Source organism: Ruegeria sp. H7 (assembly GCF_056532945.1).
The window spans coordinates 208,240-229,755 of the sequence record NZ_JBQFNZ010000005.1 but is presented as its reverse complement, the minus strand read 5'-3'; the positions used below and the strand labels follow the sequence as shown (position 1 = coordinate 229,755).

The window sequence follows — 21,516 nt, the reverse complement described above, 5'->3', positions numbered from 1 at the left end:
AACTGCTACTGGGCCGCAAGCGGCGGTTGCGCGCACCGCTGCGACGACATCAAATTGCTGTAGTGATCGATCTGCGCATCGGTCAGACGCGCCATATCCTCGCCCGAAAGCTGAGCCTTGTACCATTCAACCGTCATTCGAATGGCTTCGGACAGGTCCAGTTGTGGCCGCCAGCCCAACTGTGACTGCGCCTTGGTGCTGTCCAGCCGAAGCAGCCCGGCTTCGTGCAAATCATCCGGTGGGGTGCCAAAGGTAAACTTGGGCGCGCCGTCCCCCCAGGTCTCGGTCATTATCTGCGACAGGCTACGGACATTCACTGTGCCGGATACATCCGGCCCGAAGTTCCACGCGCCCGCAAAATCCTGACCGGACCCCAGCAGCCGTGCCGCCAGGGCCAAATAGCCTGACAACGGCTCAAGCACATGTTGCCAGGGTCTGATGCTGTTGGGGTTGCGAATATGAACCGGCGTGTTCTCTGCCGCGGCGCGGATGATGTCGGGGATCAAACGATCCTCGCTCCAGTCCCCGCCGCCAAACACATTGCCCGCCCGTACGGTGGCCAGACGCGGGCCGTCTGGGTCGGCAAAGAAGGAATGCGCGTAGGACTGCGCCAACAGCTCGGTACAGCCCTTGGAGGCGCTATACGGGTCCTTGCCGCCCATGGGATCGTTTTCGCGATACCCCCAGACCCATTCCTTGTTGTCATAGCATTTGTCACTGGTGACAACGACAACCGCCTGCAAGGATTTCATCCGCAGCGCGGCGTCCAGAACATGCGCCGTGCCCGAGACGTTGGTGGCAAATGTCTCAGCCGGGCTTCGGTAAGACCGGCGAACCAAAGGTTGCGCGGCCATGTGAATGACCAGATCGGCATCCACATCCGCAAGCGCCTTGTCAACCGCTGCCGCATCGCGAATGTCGGCAAACCGACTGTCGGTGAAACCGTCGACCTTGCACAGGTCAAAGAACCCCGGCCCCGGCTCAGGCGGCAGGGAAAGTCCGACGACGTCTGCCCCCAGCTTTCTGAGCCAGGCGCAAATCCACCCGCCCTTGAAACCGGAATGCCCGGTTACAAGAACCCGCCGCCCGGCAAAAGCGGCGTCAAACTGAGGATCGACTTGGTCCGTCATGTTCCGATCTCAAATCGCCAGTGCAGGATAGCTTTCGTCGCCCTCGTCGCTGAAGTTCATCCAGGGCGGCAGTTCATCGTCGCACAAGGCGTTCAGCGTGTTCCGGTCGCGAATGGTGTCCATTGGATGCCAGAACCCGTCATGGCGGAAGGCCATCAACTCTCCGTCGCGGGCCATCTGGGTCAGCGGCGTCATTTCCAGCGGTTCATTGTCGTCGACCATGTAGTCCAGAACGCCGGGTTCGAAGACAAAGTAGCCGCCATTGATCCAGGTATCGCGCTTGCGCACCTTTTCGGTGAACGCCTCGACCCGGTCGCCTTTGATTTCGATGTTCCCAAAACGCGCCGGAGGTTGAACGGCCGTCACAGTCGCCAGTTTCCCGTGGCTTTTGTGGAAATCGATCAGCGCGTTGATGTCGATATTGCCCAGCCCGTCGGAATAGGTGCACATGAACGGCTCATTCGGATCCAGCCATTCTTTTAGTCGGCGAATTCGACCGCTTGTCATCGTGTGCGCACCCGTGTCGACAACCGACACGTTCCAGCCGCCGGGGGCCGAGGGCACAAGCTTGAGCTCTCCGGTATCCAGAGCGACCGAGATGTTGTTTGCAATAAGATGGTAATTTGCGAAAAACTGTTTCAGCAGCAACGCTTTGTAGCCCGCTGCAACCACAAAATCCTTGTGGCCGAAATGACTGTAAATATCCATGACCCGCGCGATGATAGGACGACCGCCTACCTCGACCATGGGTTTCGGGATCGAAACCGTCTCTTCGGCCAGACGTGAGCCCAGTCCACCAGCCAGAAGCACCGTTTTCATCGTTTTTCCTTCCTTGTTAAAATCAACTTAAAAAATCGAGAACCACCCAGAAGGATGCCCGACGCGTCGGTTACATCGTCACTTCGTGGGAAACGAATCGAGCCTTTCACGCTCATTGACCCGCCTCCTTCGGCTTCAAGTATACCACACCTTGGCCGTAGCGATTATCAAGACCCGCGATTTCGGCCTTTTGGTACCCATTCGTCAACGCGTACTGCAACAATGATGCTTCCAGCGTTGAATCGTATCCTAATACGAAAGCGGCAGGCGGGGTTTCGTTAAACAAATCTTCAATCTGGTCGTCACCAACAATCTGGTAGTGCTGCGCCAACTCGGTTGGCGTAAATTGCGCGATACGATACGCAAATGGACCGGTCGCGAATTCAGGATAGACAGGCAGATCCGCTTCCAGCGGGTATAGCGGCACCAATGTTGCCACAGGCCCTTCGGGTTGACCGCTTTGCGCGATGGCTTGTTGCAGGGCGGCTCCGCCTTCGACGAATTTCTGGGGTGTAAATTTGCTTGGGTTTGTGGCCGCGAGCATCCCCAACCCAAGACGCGGCAATCCCAGCACCAGCACCACAAGGATGCCCGCCCCGATCATTGGAACGACTTGCTGACGGCTGGCGGCGGGCAAAAGGCGGTAAATCAGCGCCAACAGGATCGGAATGCACACGATCGGCTGGACATAATATTGCGGAAAGCCCGGCGTCGGTACAAATGCAAACACCGCCGTAAGGCACATGATGGCCAGAACAACAATGGCCTGTCCAATCCCGGAATTTGCCAGCGCCCCCGAGGACACCCTCAGGCTTGCCACCATCAATACCAAAGTTAGCAGCACCAAAGTCAGGACAAGGGATGACCCCGAAAGCCATGCGGAATAGGCAAGTTGAAGCTTGCTTGACAACCCAAGCGCCAATTCCGGCTCGGACGCGGCGTTGGCCTCCCAATACGCGATATGGGGGCCTGTGTGAAACTGCAGGACATGCGCGATGAACAGTTGAGGATCGGACAGCAGGTACCAAAACAACGGCACAGCCCCCAGCAATCCGCCAACCAACAACGGCAGAACAACGCGTTTCAGACGTTCGCTGAACGTGAATCCTGCGGGTAGGAAGAACGCGGCGATTGCGATCGGCGGAATGAACATCACCGCACTGACCTTCATGCCTGCGGCAATCGACAACAGGACACCAGCCAACACCAAGCGCCAGGGTCTGAGTTCGGTTTCCAGCGTCTCGCAGACAAAAAGCCCAATACCCAAGACCGCAAAGGGCAATGGCAGAAGGTTGTTGGTTGCGGCCATCCCGGCCTCGGTCAGGAACGATTCACTTGTGAGCAGAGCAACCAGTAAAAACGTCGCCAGAAATCCTGATCTGGTCAAACGGTAGGTCAGCCATCCCGTGCCGATCAACAGCAACAGCCACGCGGCAAACACCCCGAACCGAGCCGAACCCAAAAGGCCAAACCCTTCGAACAGGGTGTTGAACCCAAGAAAATACCAGGCTGAGTACGGCACATGGTTGTAGAAAAAATCGGAATACAGGCTTTGATCCTGCATCAGGCTGCTTGGGGGAACAAACATCAGCTCGTCCCTACGTAGCCCGTAGCTCATCAAACGACCAAATACTGAGACCAGCAGAAACACCAAGCCCGAGATCGTCACCAGGTTCAGCAGCAGGCGCCAAACGTTCAGCCTTGAAGGGGCAACCCTTGCACCTGAGGTCTCGTATTGAAGATCGCTCATGACGGGTCTTCTCCGAAGGCTCGGACCTGCAGCGCCCATGAGATCAAGAGGTAGGACATCACCACAATCGGACCCAACGCGATTGCCTGAGCCAGATAGGCGTCAAGTCCCGCTTGCATCAGCCAGTGCAGCAGCACTGCGTTCACAAAGTATATCAGAACATAAGAAGAGGCATAATAGGGAAGACGTCCATATCCCTGCACACCAAAGACATAGCGTTGGTGAATGCGGAAATTCCACAAGACGCACAGGGTGAACTGCAGCAATAGCGCAAGCTGGGCCGGGACGTTCAGAACAACCAGCGCGGCGAACACAAGGTACCCGAACGCTGTGTTTACCACACCGCTTCCCAAGAACCGTATGAGCCTGGATCGCATTTCCGGCGGTGACTCCACTGGACTCAGATAGGATCCTGCAGTTTTGCTACGATCACTAAACAACGTATTCAAACCATTTAACCAATATTCGTCAAAACTATGACGAGAACAAAAAACCGGGCAGCCAATCAGCTGCCCGTAGTAGCAAATTCCCCAGTTTGAGGCAGAGGAGCCTTCCCTTTCAGACCAGCGACAGCAGGTGCAACAGATACACGGGCCGGCTTGTTTTTCAGGTCCGAGACGTCAATCGGGCGCAGCCCGTTCACGCCATAACCCGGCACAAGCTCTTTCAGAAGCCGTTTGGCGGTCAGCTCGTCACATTCGATTGCCGCCGCTTCCAGCTTGCGGATCATGGCCCGCAGTCTCGCAGCCGGAACACCTTCCGGGCGTGCGGAGCCGACACCCGGAATACCGCTGTCATGGCGCTGTTCGGACGCGTCAAACAGTTCTTCGAACAGTTTTTCACCCGGACGGGCACCGATGAACTTGATGTCGATGTCCTCATACGGCTTCAGGCCTGCCAAACGGATCATCCGCTCGGCCAGATCGACGATTTTCACCGGGCGACCCATATCCAGAACAAAGATCTCGCCATGGCTTGTGTCTTGTTTCAGGCCACTGGCAGCCGCGACCAGAGTCAACTGCACGGCTTCGCGGATGGTCATGAAGTATCTCTCCATGCGCTTGTCCGTGACCGTCAGCGGTCCACCGTTCGAGATTTGCCGCTGGAACAGCGGGATGAGCGAGCCGGACGACCCCAGAACGTTGCCAAAGCGGACCGAGAAGAACCGGGATTGTTCTTCCGTCTCATTGGTAATTCTGTCCTGCGCCTGAACATAGAATTCAGCCACCCGTTTCGTCGCACCCATGACATTGGTCGTGTTGACCGCCTTGTCGGTCGAGACCTGAACCATGGCAATTGCGCCAACATTGCGGGCTGCGTCGGCCACATTGCGCGTGCCGATCACATTCGTCAGAACACCTTCGCAGGGGTTCAACTCGACCATCGGCACATGTTTCAGCGCCGCGGCGTTGAACACCAGTTCCGGGCGGTGCCGTTCGAAGATTGCGTTCACACGGGTTTTGTCGCGAATGCTGGCGACATACATCCGGCGCGGAACGTCGGCGAAGTTCTGCGACAGATCCATGTCGATCGAGTAGGCGTTGAATTCGCAGTTATCGATCATGACCAGCTCTGCCGGATCAAACGAAGCGATCTGACGGCTGAGTTCGCTGCCAATCGATCCGCCCGCGCCCGTCACCAGAACGCGGCGACCCTTGAACATCTCGCGCAGCATCGACCGTTCGACTTCTTTTTGCGGACGATCCAGGATTTCTTCGGGGTCAACATCCTGACCCTTTCCGGTGTCGTGATCTTCCAGACCGGGAACGCGCGAAACGGAAATCCCGTTGGCTTCGCACCAACGTGTGATCCGACGAATGCCGTCGCTTTCGAAATGCGTCACGGGCTCGGTCAGAAACAGGCGCCGGGGCAGATTGTTCCAGGTTTCGAGTTTCTCGATGACTTTCTCAGAGTCCAGCAAGGTGCCAATGATCTGCACATCGTGGAAATACAGGCCCTGTGTGTTGCGGGCGTCATCGATAATGCCAACCGGCTGGAATTTGGAGTCGGTGTTGCGCAGGGACCGAACAAACAAGTCGCACGCAGCGCCCGTTCCGACCAAAAGAACCGGCACTTTCGTCTGCGCCTGGCAATGGGCCATCAGGCTGGCGTTTTGCCGTGTCAGCTCGCGGCTGCGCGCGACAACCCGCAATGCGCTGAAGCACAGGATCATGACACCAAACTGAATGACGTAAACCGCAAACGGAACGCTTGCCGTGACGGTCAGGATCGACCCGATCGCCGCAAGACAGCACGCTGCCAGCCCCGCGCCAAGCATGATCAACACAATATCCCGAAGCGAGGTCGAGCGCGCATGACGACGGTAGACACCGGCCAAGGGGAAAACCACCAAGCCAATAATACATGACAGAATGGCCAACGGTCCGGTTGCCGGAACCAGATTTTCAGCGATGGACCCGCCACCGGCCAGGTTCAGCGCGACAATCACCGCAAATGCGGACGCGACAAGGTCACCGATGACAAGCCGGTGATTTGCTCTTAGCTCGTTGAAGATTTGAGACTGCCAAGACTGGAACCCCGACAGCAATCCCCCACTTTCCTTAAATTTATTTCCCTGAGACCCAGCCCCGGAAGAAACATAATCGAAGTCACTCATACGAACGCTCCCGCGCTGCTACACACCTCTTACTGCTGGTTTGACGGATATTGGTATCGGCGCAATTTTCGCACCGCAGACATAGAACTCAAAAAAAACAACCGACTAAACGCCAGCTGGTCGATTTTATGAATCGTACTGTCTTACCCCCTCCACCTGTGCGCCCTAAAAACCTCGCCCAGGCTTGATTAACCATCTCACTCGCAGCTGCCGACAATCGGCTTACAAACAACCATCTCTGGTTCTAACTATGCCCTGACGTTACCACAGGGCAAGGCGGAACAAAAAGTATTTTTTTCACACAAGGACCCGTGAGGGGGTCTGACCCCGAAAATTTGATGTAAAACACTGGTAAAGAACATTTTTATGTCTGATTTTTGGTCATTCAAAGAGCGTTTTTTGAATATGATTTGCTCAAAAAAGCCGAGAACAGTTTTGATGCTTGGCCGGGTCCGTTTCCTTTCCGGAAACAGGGGTGCCATGTGTCACTTTATTAGGCCACTGGGCGACTCGGCAGCCAAAGGTTTACGGGACTCTCTCGCTGCGGCGGCCGTGATTTTATTATATCGTTTCAATATCTTAATTGTCTCTCGCGAAAGATGTAATGTCCTCGGGCGAACTCAGTGTCTTTCACGCTTCGCTGGTCAGACTGAAAATTTCCACGCCTTGAATTCACGAGAACCTTGCAAGGCCTTCCACTTTGCGGACAAGGTAACACGCAGTTCGAGTCACTTTGTTGGACGAAACCGCTGTGAAGGTCGACGTTTAAATTAAATTGATCCGTGTGCTAGTTATTTAGGCGTTCCGCCGTAGTGAAACAGTGAGCTTGGTCGTGAATAGAGTTTTCGAAGTCTTCGTTTGCATTCTGGCTGCTTTGCTGGCTGCACCGTTCTTCGTCATTGCCTGCCTGATCGTTATGATGAATCTGGGCTTTCCCTTGTTTTTCAAGCAAACACGCGCCGGTAAGTCGGGCGGGGTTTTTAGCATCCACAAACTCAGGACAATGACAGACGAGCGCGACTCGGCAGGTAATCTGCTGCCCGACAGCGAGCGGCAAACCCGTGCGACGGCCATGTTGCGGCGCTTGCGGCTGGATGAGGCGCCGCAGCTGTTGATGATCCTGCGCGGCGATATGGCCCTTGTGGGCCCGCGCCCGTTGCTGCCGGAAACGATCCAAGCCTTTGGCGAAGCCGGGCAGATGCGGTGCACCCAAAGACCGGGGCTGACCGGATGGGCGCAGGTAAGCGGCAATACAACACTGTCCAATCAGGAAAAACTGCAGCTTGATTTGTGGTATGTCGCCCACCGATCTTTTGCGTTGGACCTTCAGATCATGGCCGAAACAATCCGTGTGGCGATCCGGGGCGAACATCGCCGCCCTGACCGAATTCAGGCTGCCGAATCCTGGGTCAACGCCAGTACGTCCTTTGAATTGAAGGAGACGACCGCATGAAAACTGTTTTTGTTGGTGCGGTCGAAGGATCCCACGTCGCCTTGTCAGCAATTTGCGCAACCGGCTTTGTGCCGGAAATGGTGGTGACACTGCCGCGCGAACTGGCGCATCGGCATTCCGATTTCGCGGACCTGACCCCGGTGGCCGAGCGCTATGACATTCCGGTTCATTACACCGCCAAAAGCGATTCTGCCGGAACCCTGAATGCAATCCGCGCGGTGAACCCCGATTTGATTCTGGTGATCGGCTGGTCGCAGCTCTGTGGCCCCGAATTTCGCGCTCTGGCCAAGATCGGGTGCGTGGGCTTTCACCCCTCCGCCCTGCCGCGTTTGCGGGGCCGGGGTGTCATTCCGTGGACTGTCTTGCTGGGGGAACGCGATGTTGGTGCCTCGCTGTTCTGGTTGGGTGAAGGGGCCGATGACGGCCCGATTGCTGCCCAGGCCCGGTATGCCGTGGACCCGGACACGGTTACCGCGCGCGAGCTTTATGACCGCGCCCTGCAAGCCCTGACAGAGTTGCTGCCAAAGCTGTTGGCTCAAATAGAGGAAGGGGATGTTCCGGCAGCCCCTCAGCCCGAGACAGGGATCAGTATCTGCGCCCGTCGTCGTCCGGAAGATGGCCGGATCGACTGGACCCAACCCGCCGCAGAAATCCATCGTTTGATTCGGGCCGTTGGTCCCCCCTACCCGGGGGCGTTCACGCATGGCTCGGACGATACTGAACTGGTCATTACCGAAGCCCGCATTTCACCCCGTAAAGGGTATTATATCGGCCTGCCCGGGCAGGTTCAGGCTGTCGATGGGCATGTGTTCACCGTCTATTGCGGCGATGGTCAATGTCTTGACATAACCGGCTGGTCGGGCGCCGAGACACCCCCTGCCCTTCATTCAAAACTTGGATTTAAAGTATGAGTTTCCCCGGATTTTCAACCGCAGACCAAGGGCCCGTTCTGGTCGTCGCCCCTCACCCCGATGACGAGGTGCTGGGCGCGGGCGGTACCATTGCCCGGCTGGCCGATGAAGGCCGCGCCGTTCATGTTGCCATCGTCACCAAGGGCCAACCCCCCCGCTTTAGCGAAGACCAAATAGCAGGCGTGCGGGCCGAGGCGCGCGCCGCCCATAATGTGCTGGGCGTGACCCAGACCCACTGGATGGACTTCCCCGCAGCAGAACTGGCCGAGCATCCGCATGGTGCATTGAATGCGGGGCTGGGAGAGCTCATTCGCAATCTCGACCCCTCACTTGTTCTGGCTCCGCATCCGGGTGACATTCACTTGGACCACCAACTGACATTCCTGTCGACCCTGGTTGCAAGCCGCCCGTATCAGTCGGCGTATCCGGCGACCATTGCAGCATATGAGACGCTATCCGAAACCAACTGGAACGCGCCCTACCTGACACCACCCTTTGTTCCCAACGTTTTTGTAGACATATCGGACACGCTGGAGCGCAAGCTTGATGCATTCCAGTGCTTTGCCAGTCAGGTCAAAGAGCCGCCGCATGAGCGTTCCGTGGCCAGTTTGAGAGCATTGGCGACCTTGCGCGGCGCGACCGTACATCGCCACGCCGCCGAGGGGTTTGTTCTGGTTCGGTCCGTGACCTAAGCGTTCACGCTTTGCCGTAACGCCGCATTGCCGACTTTCACCACGGTTTCCGCCAATTGGTGGGTTCGATCCGCCGACCAGGTCGGGTCCACCAGAAACGCCAGACTGGTCTGTCCCAGTTCCTGCGCCACCGGTAGCGGTTTGTCAGGCGTCAAGTTGTATCTTTCGAAAACGCCTTCCCGGTAAATCTCTGAACAGCTTCCGCTGAATATGGGGAACCCGGCCTCTGACACTTCTGCGATTATTCTGTCGCGGCTCCAGCTGGCGCTCAGGGCCTGAGGTTCGACAAACGCGTAAAACCGATAGTAGGCATGCGTCAGGTCCTCCGGGGGCATCGGCACACGAAACGCCGGACAGGCCATCAAAGCGTTTGCCAGAATCGTTGCGTTTTCCGTCCTGTGCTGGCGCCAGCCGTCCAACCTTTTCAACTGCACCCGACCTATTGCCGCCGACATTCCGGTCATCCGCAAATTTGTCCCCGGTTCGGCACTGTGCAGCCAACGGAAGCCGGGGGGATGGTCCTTGCGATGGACCTGATCATAGCTTTTGCCGTGGTCCTTATAGCTCCAGGCGCGGGACCACAGATCATCGTCATCCGTGACCAGCAGACCGCCTTCGCCCCCGGTCGAAATGATCTTGTCCTGACAGAAGGAAAAAGACCCAAACGTGCCGAATGTTCCGACGTGACGGTCCCCGATCATCGCGCCATGCGCCTGCGCGCAATCCTCGATGACCCACAGGTTGTGGGCTTTCGCAAGCGCCATGATTTCGGGCATATCCGCAGGCCAACCAGCAAGGTGGACCAATATGATGCCGCGTGTCTTTTCCGTCAGCACCGCTGCAATCGTCTCGCGCGAGAGGTTCTGAGTGTCGCGGTCCACATCCGCAAAAACCGGTGTGGCCCCGGCCATCAGCACGGTGCTGACCGAGGCGATAAAGCTGCGGGGTGTCACAATGACTTCGTCGCCCGGCTGCAAGTCAAGCACCTGCAAGGCTGCGTCCAACGTCACGGTGCCATTCGCCATGGCAATCGCATGGGCTGAACCGGTGTAGGCGCGATACTCTTGCTCGAAGGCGTTTACATCCGGTCCCGTCCACGCATTGACGCGCCCGGACCGCAGAACCCGTTCAACCGCGGAGATCTGTTCTTCATCAAAAACTGGCCAAATCTGACTCATTACTCTTCCTATGAAACTGAAAGACCCGGGACGACCGAAGGCTTTCCCAACTTCAAACGCTATACGTTACACAACGGCTAATAGAATTGCCTGCGTGCAGCATAAACGCCAAGTCTTAAATCATCCAAGTGGGAATAGCAGGACAATGTTCGCAAATCGGGCGGCACCGTTTCAACAATCCGAAGAAGGCGCGGCGCTGTCTCCGAAGACTTAACAATCGCGTGAACCGTCAAATCGATACTGATCCAAGTTCAGCTGATTTTCGCCTGCTCTGGTCATATTCCCATCGCTCTGTTTTTGAACAAGAAATCGACGCGATCCAAAAGCTTGACGCGGGCTGCGATCTGTTCGTGCTCTGCCTTTTTTCGCGATGTTCGCCTAACTGTGAACTCGGCCCTATACTTGGTTCGCTTGACATGAAAGACAGCCTAAACCAGCATTAAATTAACGTCAGATCTTAGTGTGAACATTTGTTGATGAGTGACTTTTCTAACCTCTCGCCCGGTTCGGGTTGTGATCCGTCAGCGGGCCCGCATTCACATACAAGAAAACCCAAAATCGTGTTCGTCGGCAGCCTGACGACGTCGCTGACCAACTTCCGCTATGACATTCTCAAGGAACTGTCCCAACGCGCAGATGTTATTGCCTGCGGCCCGGAACGGCACCCCAAGACCGAAGCTACCTTGGCCGATTTGGGAATTGAGTTCCGACAATTTCCTTTGTCGCGAGCCGGGTTGAACCCGTTTCAGGATCTGTCGTCGCTTCGGTCCCTGATCCGGATCTGCCGGGACGAACGGCCGGACATGGTGGTCTCGTACACCATGAAACCGATGATCTTTAGCGGGCTTGCCGCGCGGCTGACCGGTGTGCCGCAAAACTATGCGATGTGTACCGGGCTTGGATATGTGTTCTCGGAAGACGATCAATCGTTCTTCCGAAATCTGTTGCGCAAACTGTCCGTCGCCCTGTACCGCATTTCACTGAAAGACGTGGATGAGGTTTTTGTCTACAACTCTGTCGACGCGGCAGAGTTTCGATCCCGACGCCTGATCGCGGCTGACGTGCCCATGCTTCAGATTCCCGGCTCGGGCGTCAATCTGGAACATTACCAGCATTCTGAACCACCCAGCGGCCCGCCCGTCTTTCTAATGGTTGCGCGCCTGCTGCGGTACAAAGGCGTGTTCGAATATGTCGAGGCCGCCCGAATGCTGCGGCAGAAATACCCGAATGCGCGGTGTCAGCTTTTGGGTCCGCTGGACGACAACCCCAATTCGGTCAGTGCCGAGCAATTGTCCCAATGGCAAAAGGACGGCGATATCGAATATCTGGGGGAAACGGATGACGTACGCCCCTATCTGCGGGATTGCTCGGTTTTTGTGCTGCCGACGGCGTATCGCGAAGGCATTCCGCGTTCGATCCTCGAGGCGATGTCAACCGGGCGCGCGGTCATAACTACCGATGCGCCGGGTTGCGAAGATGCGGTGTCTGACGGGCAAACGGGCTTCATTGTTCCGATGCGGAACTCTCAGAAACTTGCTGACGCGATGCAGCGCTTTGTCGAAGACCAGAGCCTGATTGCGACTATGGGTCGTGAGGCGCGTCATCGGGCGGAAAATGAGTTCGATGTCGCGCGGGTCAACACGATCCTGTTGCAAAAAATGGGGCTGATGAGCGAACACGAAAGTTTGCCGCCATCAGGACTGTCGATCCAAATGGCAGCAAACGAGGCGTAGAGCCTGTTAAGCAACCGAAGGGTCAGGGGAACCGGAGCGAACCGCTGGCTCGTCGCTTTTCACAAACTCCTGCAGGCTGGTCCATTGCCGCGATATTCCCGGCATATATCCATTCAGCTCATCCGCGTCTTTGGCAAAAAACTCTGCCATTTTCCGGGACAGATCGGCCGGCAATGGGGGGTATTCCACTTTCCGCGCCACAGCATTGCGCACGGCTTGCACCGGCCAGGTATTTCGGACAGGATCCAGCAACGGCCTTATTGGGCCAAGCACCCGGCGCAACCCGCGCGGAACCAACGGGATTTCCTTGTCCTTCACGCGCGTCTGCAGCGGAGGGTTCAGCGTGCCCGCAAATCCGATATGGCCGCTGACCTTGGCCAACTGCTCTTGCGCAGCGGTCCGGACGTCTTCGTAAGCCAGCAGCAAAACGTGATCTGCCGGAAACAGATCGTAAAAGCGCCGCAGGTGGAAGGCATATAGCCCGTCATTCAAAAACCGTTGATCGGCGGCGCGGTCCGGGTCCAGATGAGCGTAGATGTCGTCATTCACCTCACCCCGGCGAAACAGCATGCAATAGTCCGAATAGGCACGTTGCACAGGATCGCGCATCTGAACGATCAGCCGCACACCCGGACAATCGCGTTTGATCCGCTCGGCCGCCTTGGGTGCCGTCATATAAGAGTTCGATTTCTCACCAACCAGCTGAGCTCCGCCAGCGGCCTCAAAATAGCTGCTGTACCAGTCAGGCCCGCGTTCATATTCACGAGAAAAATAGTGCAGTTCCGGATCCGGCATGAAAATTTCCTGCGTCTCCATCAGCGACATCTGCAACCAGGTCGTCGCGCATTTTGCGGCACCGATGATCAGAAAATCCATTTGTCTTTCAAGCGGCATTAATCAGGCCCCTTCGCTTCACAATGCTTTCATAAATTGAACTGACCCGAGCGACATGCACATCGCGGCTCATGCTTTGGTGCACGTTATCTCGTGCCGCCGCCGTCACTGACTTTTTCAGGTCCGGCGACTCCAGAAGCTGTCGTACGGGGTCAACAAATGCGGACGGGTCATAGGGATCCACCAAAAACCCGCTGCGACCGTTTTCGATCGCCTCGGGATTGCCGCCATGGTTGGTCGCCACAACTGGTGTTCCCAGATGCATGGCTTCGATCAATGTGCGGCCAAAGGGTTCGTCCAGTGCCGTGACCAACAGCGCGTCGACACCTGCCATGGCCTCAGCAATGGGCGACCTGTGACCCATCAGGTGGATTTGTTCGGTAATGCCCAACGTGCGCGCCAAATCCCGGCATGTGTCTGCCAAACCTATATCGGCTGTCTCTTCCTGACCAAACACCACCCCGTGCACGGGGCGGTCCGGAATGGCGGCAGAAATCTCTGCCACTGCGCGGACGAAGTGATCTGGCCGTTTTCTTGTGTTGAGCAGGCCAAAATACCCCAGCAAGACCGCATTCTCGGGCAGGCCCAATTCCGTGCACAAGGCTGCGTGACAGGTCGAATGTTCGGGCGGATCGCTGGAAAAATCGAACGGGCTGCGCACAACTTCGAACCGGTCATCTATTGGCCGGATCGGTTTTATGGGGCGGGCAAATTCGGAAACCGAGAGGATCTTGTTGGCAAAGATCGGCGCAATCTTGTTGATGCCCGAGGCATCAGGCCCCTGACGATGATACCAGACAAACCGGGTCCCCGCCAAACGCGCCGGAAGCGCCCAGTTGGCATGCATGCGCCCGTCATTTGTGGTGACGATGTCGATGTTAAGCTGTTTCAGAATTCGAACAAAGCGGGGCACCGAGCGGGTCAGATATTTCGGAAGTGAGGCGTCACTGTCCGAGCGGCTGTAAGACGGTGCAATAATGCCGGGCTCGGTGATCAACTGATAATCCAGCCCAAGGGACGAGATATATTCCCCCAGATCACCGGCTTCGCGATGCAAGGCAATGATGGGCTCAAACCGCGCGCGATCAAGGGCCGCCACAAGGCTCAGCGATGAGATATGACTGCCCCCGATCTGATCCCCGCCGACATAGGGGAAAAACACCCGGATGGGATTTGGCATAACAATATTCCTGACTATTCAGTGTTTGGTGATAAAATAACGGTCCGGCTAACGACCAATGTGTCGCCGGGAAGCAATGCGCCAACAGCATCAAATGCGTCGGACAACAGCTTGGATTCTCTGGTTACACTGTATTCAATAACGGTTTCGCCCACCGGCTCGGCATCAGTTGCAAGACCCGCCGCGACCACCTCATTATGTAGGGTCTGTGCCGTCGCAAGCCGCGTGCGCAACGTGAGCAATTCTTGTTCAACCTGATTAAGACGGGTCAGGGCCTGTGATCTGGCCGTATCTACCAGAGCCAATTCGTCCCGTTGCGCGCGGTTGAGCTGTTGCTTGGCATTCAGCAACGCAATCTCCAGATTGAGCCGCTCGGATATCAGGTTGCTGAGCGAGATATTCAGCGCCGTGACCCGCGCGTTGACCGCCAGCCCCCGTTCCTTCAGTTCATTCACACTTTCCAGATCTTTCCGCGTAAACTCGATCTGTTCTTCGCGCAGCTTCAGTTGTTCTTCCAGGCTTTTGATCTGCTGCTCCTGAACCTCCTGCAATTCGCGAAGGCTGACCCCCTGCCCGCTGCGGGCCGTCAGGGTGGCCGCAAGGATTTGACCTTCCAGCCCGCCGATCTCGGCGGTTCCATCCTGATCCTCGGAAGACAGGGCATCGAGATCGGTCGTAAGACGCTCGCGCTCGTTTTCCAAAGCTGCGATTTGCGTGGTCAGCAAACGGATTTCGCCGCCCAAGCTGAGAGTCTGAAAATCATTCCCGGACCCCAGCTGCAATGGCGGTCGCAAGGGGCCACCAGCCAGGGCCAAAGCCTGCTGTGCCGTCAGACCGGGCCGGAACGGATAGGCGCCGGGGGCCGTGACATCGCCCAGAACATAAACGGGCAGATGGTCGATTACTTCAATCGCGACATGTGGCGGTTCAGCAAGACCCACCTGCCGCCGCAAACGCGTTTCGATCAGCTTGGAGAGGGACTCCAGCGTATTCCCGGTGGCTTGAATCTGTCCCGCAAGCGGCACCATCAAGGTTCCGTCCGGGCCGATTTTGTATTCGCCCGAGACCCCGTCCCATTGAACAAATGACGACACGACAGGATCCCAGCGCATCGCGCGCAGCAACAGGCGGTCATGTTCAAGAAGCTCATAGCTTTCAGCATGCGCAACTGCCGGGGCGTAGCCAATCGACATCAGGGCGCAGCACAAAATAAGTCTTATGAATTTCAATGCGTGATCCTCCCGGTACGCGGTGTTGCAGTATTGTTTTGGTGATTGGCCAAACCGGTTCTGAACTCGGCCATGCACGATGCGCTCAGCGACAGTGCAAGGATCAAAGGAACATTCCAGAACCGGGGATAAAAGGCCGGAAACATGTTCAGCATGACGCTGTAGACCATCAGGATGGTCAGTGTGATCGCGGGTACTTTGCGGGACCCGTTGGATGCAAATGCCAGCCATGCAAGATAGATGCCTGTCAGGATAAAGCCGACAAGCCCGAGAAGCGAGATCAACCCACCCTCGGTCAACGCAAGAAGATACATGCTGTGAACCGGTGCGCCATGGTCGCTGACGGTACGGTATTGTTCGGCACCCAGCCCCAGGAACAGAGTATCCTGCGCAACGTGCAATGCCTCTTGGATCAGGAAATAGCGGCCATCGAATGTGCCGGCTTCGCTGATGTCGCCATCAACCAATGCGCCAAGGACCCGGTCCTGAAACACTTCGGGCAGGAAATATTGGCCGAATTCCAGCATCGAGAACAGGGCGATCAGAAACCCGACCAGGGTAATCACAATGCTGCGCCGCGTTCCGCACAGGAAAACGATGATGATGGTGCCAAGCGTGCTGATCAACAGGCCGCTGTTCGATCCGGTCAGGATGACCCCGTAATAGAGCGCGGGCAGACATATGACCAACCAGATGGCCTTGATTTCTTTCAGATAGTACAAGCCCAACGTAAGGATGATCGCAATCGCGGCCAGTGTGGCACATTCGTTTTCACGCTCGATCAGTGATCGCATCCTGCCGTTGTAAGACAGCAGCCGGGGCCCGGCGTCTTCGACGAAGTGAACGATATAGGCACCAAATACCATCACAAAGGTGATGGACACGATCAGCACCCGCAGCAATGCGATCACCTGCGGGTAGCTTCGTGCCCCCAGCAACAAGGGCAGCAGCATCAGCGAAAAGAAATACTGCGATACCACAGTCACCAGTTCGACAGGATTGCCGTTTACCAACGAGCTTATGGTCAGCCCCCCGGCGAAAAGGAAAAAGGACAGATACCACATGCCACTGGCGCGGCCAAAGTAGTTGAGAGGCAGACGTTGCTGAGACACCAGAACAATAACGGCGATCACCGCGCAGGCGTCAGAGGCTGTGAAATAGACCGCTTGCAAGCGCAGGTAATTGATGGGTGCCAAAGCAACCACAAGAAACAGAAAGAACCCTTCCAGCCCTGTCAAACCGGCGCGTCTGAAACCGAAGACATCCGGCACCTGAAAACCGCCGTGTTGAGCCGGTTTGACGGGTTGGTGCAAAGCGTCAGCTTTCACGAGGCACCCCATTGTTGACGGCTGCACTGACAGCCCGTTTCAACACGATACTACACAAAACCAACCAAATGGCGTTACAAATCAAGTGCGACGCAGCAGCCCCGGCTACCCCGAAAGTTGTGACCATCGGGTATATCAGGACAAAAAACAGCCCGGTAATTAGGGCACCGATCCTGACCATCGCGCGGTCCTGTTCCAGGCTCAGCAGCGCGGGGTTGACGATGCAGCCAAACAGATAGAACCCAACGGCCACAGCCTGAATTGCAACAACAGGAACTGCAGGGCCGAATTCCGGCCCGAAGAACGCCAGAATGATCTTATCCAGCTGCCAGATGACCGGTGTCAGCACCAGCACCAGCACCACCGCAAATCCGGCGCTTATGTTGCGCAGGATTTTCCCCAGCTTCGCGACTTGTCCGCGTGCCGAAAGCCGCGTGAATTCCGGGTAGATCGTTTGGCTGAGCGGGCGACCCAGTCGCAGTGCCGCATCTCCGCAGCGCCGCGCGATATGGTAGTAGCCAACCGCAGTTGCCGGAACCATTGCGGCAAGAATAATGACGTCCAACCGTTGCGAGGTTTGGCGTAGAATGACCGAGAGGTTGCTGTTCCACATGAACCGCAGGAATCCCGGATTCTCGGCCAGCGTTTCCCGGATACCGCCAAACTGCAACCGATGTCCGCGTTTTCGCATCTGGGTCAGGCCCACCAGATAGGCCAATGTGCCGTCCAGCAGACTTATGAGAACGAAAATCGCGGCAAACCCCACAAGACCCAAGTCCAATACCCAGGCCATGATTGCCAGAAACGCCCGAAACGCCGCTGTTGCACTGTCCAGTTTGGCCAGAATGTCAAAGCGGTCATAGATGCGAAGCAGTGAAATACCTGTCGCCCGCAGCGACAGGACACAGGCTGCCGCCCCGACCGGCAACAGCCAGAAATAGGTGTCTTCCAGTCCAAGCAATGGTGCCAAAATGGGCGCGAGAAGAAATGCCACGGTGGCCGCTAGCACTCCGCCAGCCAAGTCCACGAGCACGGACAGGCCGATCAACCGTCCGAAGCGATCCACCTCATCGTTTTCCAGCGCCGTACTGGCATGTCGAATGACGGCCTGCCACGGCTCCAGATGCAGCAATCTGGCCATAATTCGGCTGTAGGCCTCCAGAACAGCAATCAGCCCCAGCCCCGCCGCACCCAATGCGCGCGCGCCAAAGGCAAGATAGACCATTCCAAGCAGAGCAACCGCAACCTGTGCCGAGAAAATCCACTTGAGATTGCGCAGAAGGCGCTTTTTCAACGGCTCATCGCGAAGCCCGGATGACAGGCGCGCAGTCAAGACAGGTCTCCGGCCATGATGGCAAGCCATGTTTCAACATGGCTCAACCCCGTTTGCGGATCCAAAGCCCACGGATCATCAATGCGGTTGGGATCCAGCCCATCGCGGGTTTCTTCCCAAGCATCGGGCAAACCGTCCAGATCGCTGTCGGCGACCGGATTGTCAGACGTAATATCGGGCCAGCCGCCAACTTGCTCGACCTCGTCGATGATCTGACCGGTGCAGTTTTGAACATCCCCGATAATAGCCGCATCCAAACTGTCCGGTTCGCGGTGCCCTTCGATCCGGTCCCCTGACCGGCTCAGCACCGTTTCAAGCGCTTCGGCGGCCGGGAGGGGATCTGTCGTCAACGGCCAGCTTCCGGGAGGAACCTGTTGCTGTATGGCGGTCACGTCCAAAACCTCGAACCGGCGCGCGCGGCAGCCGTCGGGCGTGTCTGCAATGTTGCCCTCGGCCCAAAGAGCAACGGCATAGTCATCCTCCCACTCGAACACCTGAACGGCTTCGGGCGTTTTGCGGATGGTATCGGGGCCGGTCAGGGCGACGTTCCCGATATAGGCGATAGAAGCGTCGCCCAGCAGGTCGTAGAACTCGCCAAACTGGCTGATTGGATTGTAGAAAACGTTGTTGATGACCTCGACCGGGCCAATATCAGTTGCCTTGATGTCCGGCTGCCGGTCGCGGTGATGCGCAAACAGATTTCGGATCAATGAAATCCGCCCGCACGCATTCGTGGGACCTTCGTCCGAGCAGATCAGCGCCCCTTTTGAATGGCGCCCTTTGGGATGGTTCGAACGATCCAGGCTAAGCGCAACAATACTGTCCGCCAGTGTTATGTCCTGCGCGGTCGCGTTCGAGACGTGAATGTTGACCGTCTCGTCCGAGGCGAACGCCAGGGACAGGTTGCCAAGATAGACGCGCTGACCGTTTTCTACCGTTACCGCATCCACAACCGATGACTGTTCATCCGTCACCCCGGGACGCGCCTTCAGAAAGCGCACCACGACATCGTTGACGTTCTTCAATATCAGCGTGCCGACTTTCCCTTCGACAATCCGCAGCTGTATGCCATCCCCGGGCGCAGTCTGTCCGGCGATATAGGTGTTTGGTCCAACCCAAATCGCGTTCGTCAGGTCGATAGTCCCGCTAACCGCAAAGACACATACGCGCGGGGGGCCGTTGCCTTCGGCACATTCCCGAAGCGACCCCGGACCACTGTCGTTTAGGTTAGTCACAGTCAGAACACTGCCGCCCTTCCAGCCGACAGCACCAGCGCCATAGCCTACGGCACCCGGAAAGGCAGACTCTGCCGCGACATCTTGCGCCAAAAACAAAGCAACGCTCAGGGCAATGACGGTCGACGCGCGCGCAATCAGCTTAGTAGTAGCCTGACTTATTGTAGGAATAATAGTCGGCGCCACCGCCATAACCATATCTCCTGTGCTTGCGGGTGTTCACGTCGTTGATAATTGTTCCCGTGACGTCAATTCCGTTACGCTCCAGCTTGTCCACGGTGTCGCGCAGGACGGCCTCGCTCGTATTGCCCCAACGCACAACGATCAGGGTTTTGTCGACAAGGTCGCCCAGCCGGCACGCATCATGCACGATCAGAGTTGGCGGAGTGTCCACGATCACCAGATCGAAATGCTTGCGCAGCTTGGTGTTCAGGCGCTTGAGCGTGCTTTTTGCATTGGCCGGAGACTGATCGTCCAGCATGTGCAGCGACAGAAGGTGGAACGCAGTCTCGCCGTTGACGACAACCGGCTGAGGCACAACTTTGTCTGCCAAAACATCCGCGGCGCTTGCGGGTTTGGCATCCGATCCAACAAGCTTGGTCGCGCCTCTTTTGTGGTTGTCCAGATCAAGGACCAGAACTTTCATCTGCTCTTTTGCAGCGGCCGCAGCGATGGAAACGGCGACCGTGGATTTACCTTCGCCGGGAAGGCCGGATGTAATCATGACGATCTTGCCATCCGTGACCAGATTGAACCAAAGCGTCAGGAACCCGCGCAGCGCCTGAAAGAAGGACGGGGTCGCGTCGCCCTCGAGGAACCAGGACGACGTATTCTCGCGACTGAAAAATGTGCGTTCCTTGATGCTTGGCAGGAACCCAAAATTCGCAAGGCCGGAAATTCGGGCGGTCTGGCGTTCACTCCAAAGACGGTAGTTCAGGCCTTCCAGCAACAGCGCTGCGATAAAGGCCAAGGCCAGACCGGCAACACCGCTGACCGCAACCGCAACACGCGGGTTTGGCCAATACGGCTCAACAGGAATGCGCGCGAATGAGACCTGACGCGCGCCTTGACCGGCAAACTCCAACTGTGTCTCAAGCTCATTCAGCTTTTCGATTGAGTTCTGATACCTGAGGCGCAGCAGTTCAATCGACCGTTCCATCCGCATCAAGGCCAGTTCCGAGCGTGTGCGTTCATGCAGGGCGACCTGAATCTCGGCCAGTTCCTTCGCCACACGGTCGGATTCGTCTTTCAGCGCCTCGTCGTCCTTGACGGCATCATAGATCGAAGACAGACGGTCGTTCTCGGCACGCAACCTGTCAGGCAGGGTCAAATCATCCAGTTTGTTTTGCCGAATGAACGCCGCCAGTTGCAGTTCGGATTGCGAGAGTTCTTCGCCCAATTCACTGACCCGCGTCCGCAGGAAGGTGATGGAGTCCGAAATCAACTCGGTCCGCTTCAGCTTTGAGCGCAGGATATAGGTCTCGGCAACGGTGTTCGAGAATTTGGCGGCCAGAAGCGGGTCGTTGGATGTTGCGATAATCTCGATGGCCAGGCTTTCGCCCCGGCGAACCACCTTGTACGACCCCAGCGTTTTGTCGATGACCTTTTCTCTGCGATCTGCTGTTGAGCCGGGCGTTCCAGGGTCTGCATATGGCACAAAGGTCGGATCATTGAACAATGACATTGCTTCTGCCACATCTGCCGCAAACTCGCGGGATCGCAGAATATCCATCTCGGTTTCGATAACCGCGCGGGTCAGTTCAAAGGTTTCCAGTTCAACCTCGGTCGCGCTGACCCGGGTCTCGAGCATCGTCATGACAACGGTTGAAACTGTGCGGTAGCGTGGCTCGAGCAGGCGAACCGCCAGGAATGTAATCCCGACGACCACCGCAACAATGGCCAGCATCATTGGCATATGTCTTCGCACAATGTGCGAAACGCCATCTAATCCGATGCGACCTTCACTTTGCGACACTACTGTATGTTCAATTCTCTCTTGAACCGTCATATTCAAACCCTTTTACCGCAATAGCG

The 21,516-nt window shown here is 56.8% G+C and carries 17 protein-coding genes; 4 read left to right on the top strand and 13 right to left on the bottom strand.

Annotation, left to right across the window (positions count from 1 at the left end; genetic code table 11):
* Positions 1-5: 5 nt before the first annotated feature.
* From rfbG to ACR0AC_RS13020, 5 genes are all read right to left on the bottom strand, one after another.
* Entirely contained in the window at positions 6-1,130 is a 1,125-nt protein-coding gene (gene rfbG / locus ACR0AC_RS13040) for a CDP-glucose 4,6-dehydratase (RefSeq protein ID WP_480873927.1), read from the bottom strand.
* A gap of 9 nt (positions 1,131-1,139) precedes the next feature.
* Positions 1,140-1,949 (bottom strand): glucose-1-phosphate cytidylyltransferase, encoded by an 810-nt coding sequence (rfbF, locus tag ACR0AC_RS13035; RefSeq protein WP_170453768.1) that lies wholly within the window; start codon positions 1,947-1,949, stop codon positions 1,140-1,142.
* Between the two features lie 112 nt (positions 1,950-2,061).
* Positions 2,062-3,699, bottom strand: coding sequence for a hypothetical protein (locus ACR0AC_RS13030; protein WP_480873923.1), 1,638 nt, complete (start codon positions 3,697-3,699; stop codon positions 2,062-2,064).
* Entirely contained in the window at positions 3,696-4,076 is a 381-nt protein-coding gene (locus ACR0AC_RS13025) for a GtrA family protein (RefSeq protein ID WP_480708496.1), read from the bottom strand. Before ACR0AC_RS13025 ends, ACR0AC_RS13030 begins: the two co-directional genes overlap by 4 nt.
* A gap of 128 nt (positions 4,077-4,204) precedes the next feature.
* Positions 4,205-6,247 (bottom strand): polysaccharide biosynthesis protein, encoded by a 2,043-nt coding sequence (locus ACR0AC_RS13020; RefSeq protein WP_480873920.1) that lies wholly within the window; start codon positions 6,245-6,247, stop codon positions 4,205-4,207.
* A 901-nt stretch (positions 6,248-7,148) separates the two neighbouring features.
* On the opposite strand from ACR0AC_RS13020, the gene ACR0AC_RS13015 reads away from it, so the two are divergent.
* From ACR0AC_RS13015 to ACR0AC_RS13005, 3 genes are read left to right on the top strand one after another with little or no spacing between them, the layout of a single operon-like run.
* Positions 7,149-7,769: a sugar transferase gene (locus ACR0AC_RS13015; protein ID WP_480708494.1), complete on the top strand. Its 621-nt coding sequence runs from the start codon at positions 7,149-7,151 to the stop codon at positions 7,767-7,769.
* Positions 7,766-8,680, top strand: a complete 915-nt coding sequence (locus ACR0AC_RS13010; protein ID WP_480873917.1) for a methionyl-tRNA formyltransferase — start codon at positions 7,766-7,768, stop codon at positions 8,678-8,680. The genes ACR0AC_RS13015 and ACR0AC_RS13010 overlap by 4 nt, the downstream gene beginning before the upstream one ends.
* Positions 8,677-9,372, top strand: a complete 696-nt coding sequence (locus ACR0AC_RS13005) for a PIG-L deacetylase family protein (RefSeq protein ID WP_480873916.1) — start codon at positions 8,677-8,679, stop codon at positions 9,370-9,372. The genes ACR0AC_RS13010 and ACR0AC_RS13005 overlap by 4 nt, the downstream gene beginning before the upstream one ends.
* Here the strand turns inward: ACR0AC_RS13005 and ACR0AC_RS13000 are convergent.
* On the bottom strand, positions 9,369-10,550 hold the full coding sequence (locus ACR0AC_RS13000; RefSeq protein WP_480873914.1) for a DegT/DnrJ/EryC1/StrS family aminotransferase: 1,182 nt from the start codon (positions 10,548-10,550) through the stop codon (positions 9,369-9,371). The genes ACR0AC_RS13005 and ACR0AC_RS13000 overlap by 4 nt on opposite strands.
* Before the next feature lie 476 nt (positions 10,551-11,026).
* Between ACR0AC_RS13000 and ACR0AC_RS12995 the strand changes: the two genes are divergently transcribed.
* Positions 11,027-12,283, top strand: a complete 1,257-nt coding sequence (locus ACR0AC_RS12995) for a glycosyltransferase family 4 protein (RefSeq protein WP_480873911.1) — start codon at positions 11,027-11,029, stop codon at positions 12,281-12,283.
* 6 nt (positions 12,284-12,289) lie between these two features.
* Here ACR0AC_RS12995 and ACR0AC_RS12990 read toward each other — a convergent pair whose 3' ends face one another.
* From ACR0AC_RS12990 to ACR0AC_RS12960, 7 genes are read right to left on the bottom strand one after another with little or no spacing between them, the layout of a single operon-like run.
* Entirely contained in the window at positions 12,290-13,159 is an 870-nt protein-coding gene (locus tag ACR0AC_RS12990; protein ID WP_480626704.1) for a sulfotransferase family protein, read from the bottom strand.
* A gap of 7 nt (positions 13,160-13,166) precedes the next feature.
* A complete protein-coding gene (locus tag ACR0AC_RS12985) occupies positions 13,167-14,357 on the bottom strand; it encodes a glycosyltransferase family 4 protein (RefSeq protein ID WP_170453777.1) in 1,191 nt (396 codons plus the stop codon).
* A gap of 14 nt (positions 14,358-14,371) precedes the next feature.
* A complete protein-coding gene (locus ACR0AC_RS12980; RefSeq protein WP_480873907.1) occupies positions 14,372-15,586 on the bottom strand; it encodes a polysaccharide biosynthesis/export family protein in 1,215 nt (404 codons plus the stop codon).
* A complete protein-coding gene (locus ACR0AC_RS12975) occupies positions 15,583-16,914 on the bottom strand; it encodes an O-antigen ligase family protein (protein WP_170522837.1) in 1,332 nt (443 codons plus the stop codon). The genes ACR0AC_RS12980 and ACR0AC_RS12975 overlap by 4 nt, the downstream gene beginning before the upstream one ends.
* A complete protein-coding gene (locus ACR0AC_RS12970; RefSeq protein ID WP_480873904.1) occupies positions 16,904-18,247 on the bottom strand; it encodes a lipopolysaccharide biosynthesis protein in 1,344 nt (447 codons plus the stop codon). The genes ACR0AC_RS12975 and ACR0AC_RS12970 overlap by 11 nt, the downstream gene beginning before the upstream one ends.
* Entirely contained in the window at positions 18,244-19,674 is a 1,431-nt protein-coding gene (locus ACR0AC_RS12965; protein WP_480781189.1) for a pectate lyase family protein, read from the bottom strand. Before ACR0AC_RS12965 ends, ACR0AC_RS12970 begins: the two co-directional genes overlap by 4 nt.
* Positions 19,625-21,391, bottom strand: coding sequence for a polysaccharide biosynthesis tyrosine autokinase (locus tag ACR0AC_RS12960; protein ID WP_170453782.1), 1,767 nt, complete (start codon positions 21,389-21,391; stop codon positions 19,625-19,627). The genes ACR0AC_RS12965 and ACR0AC_RS12960 overlap by 50 nt, the downstream gene beginning before the upstream one ends.
* Positions 21,392-21,516: the final 125 nt, after the last annotated feature.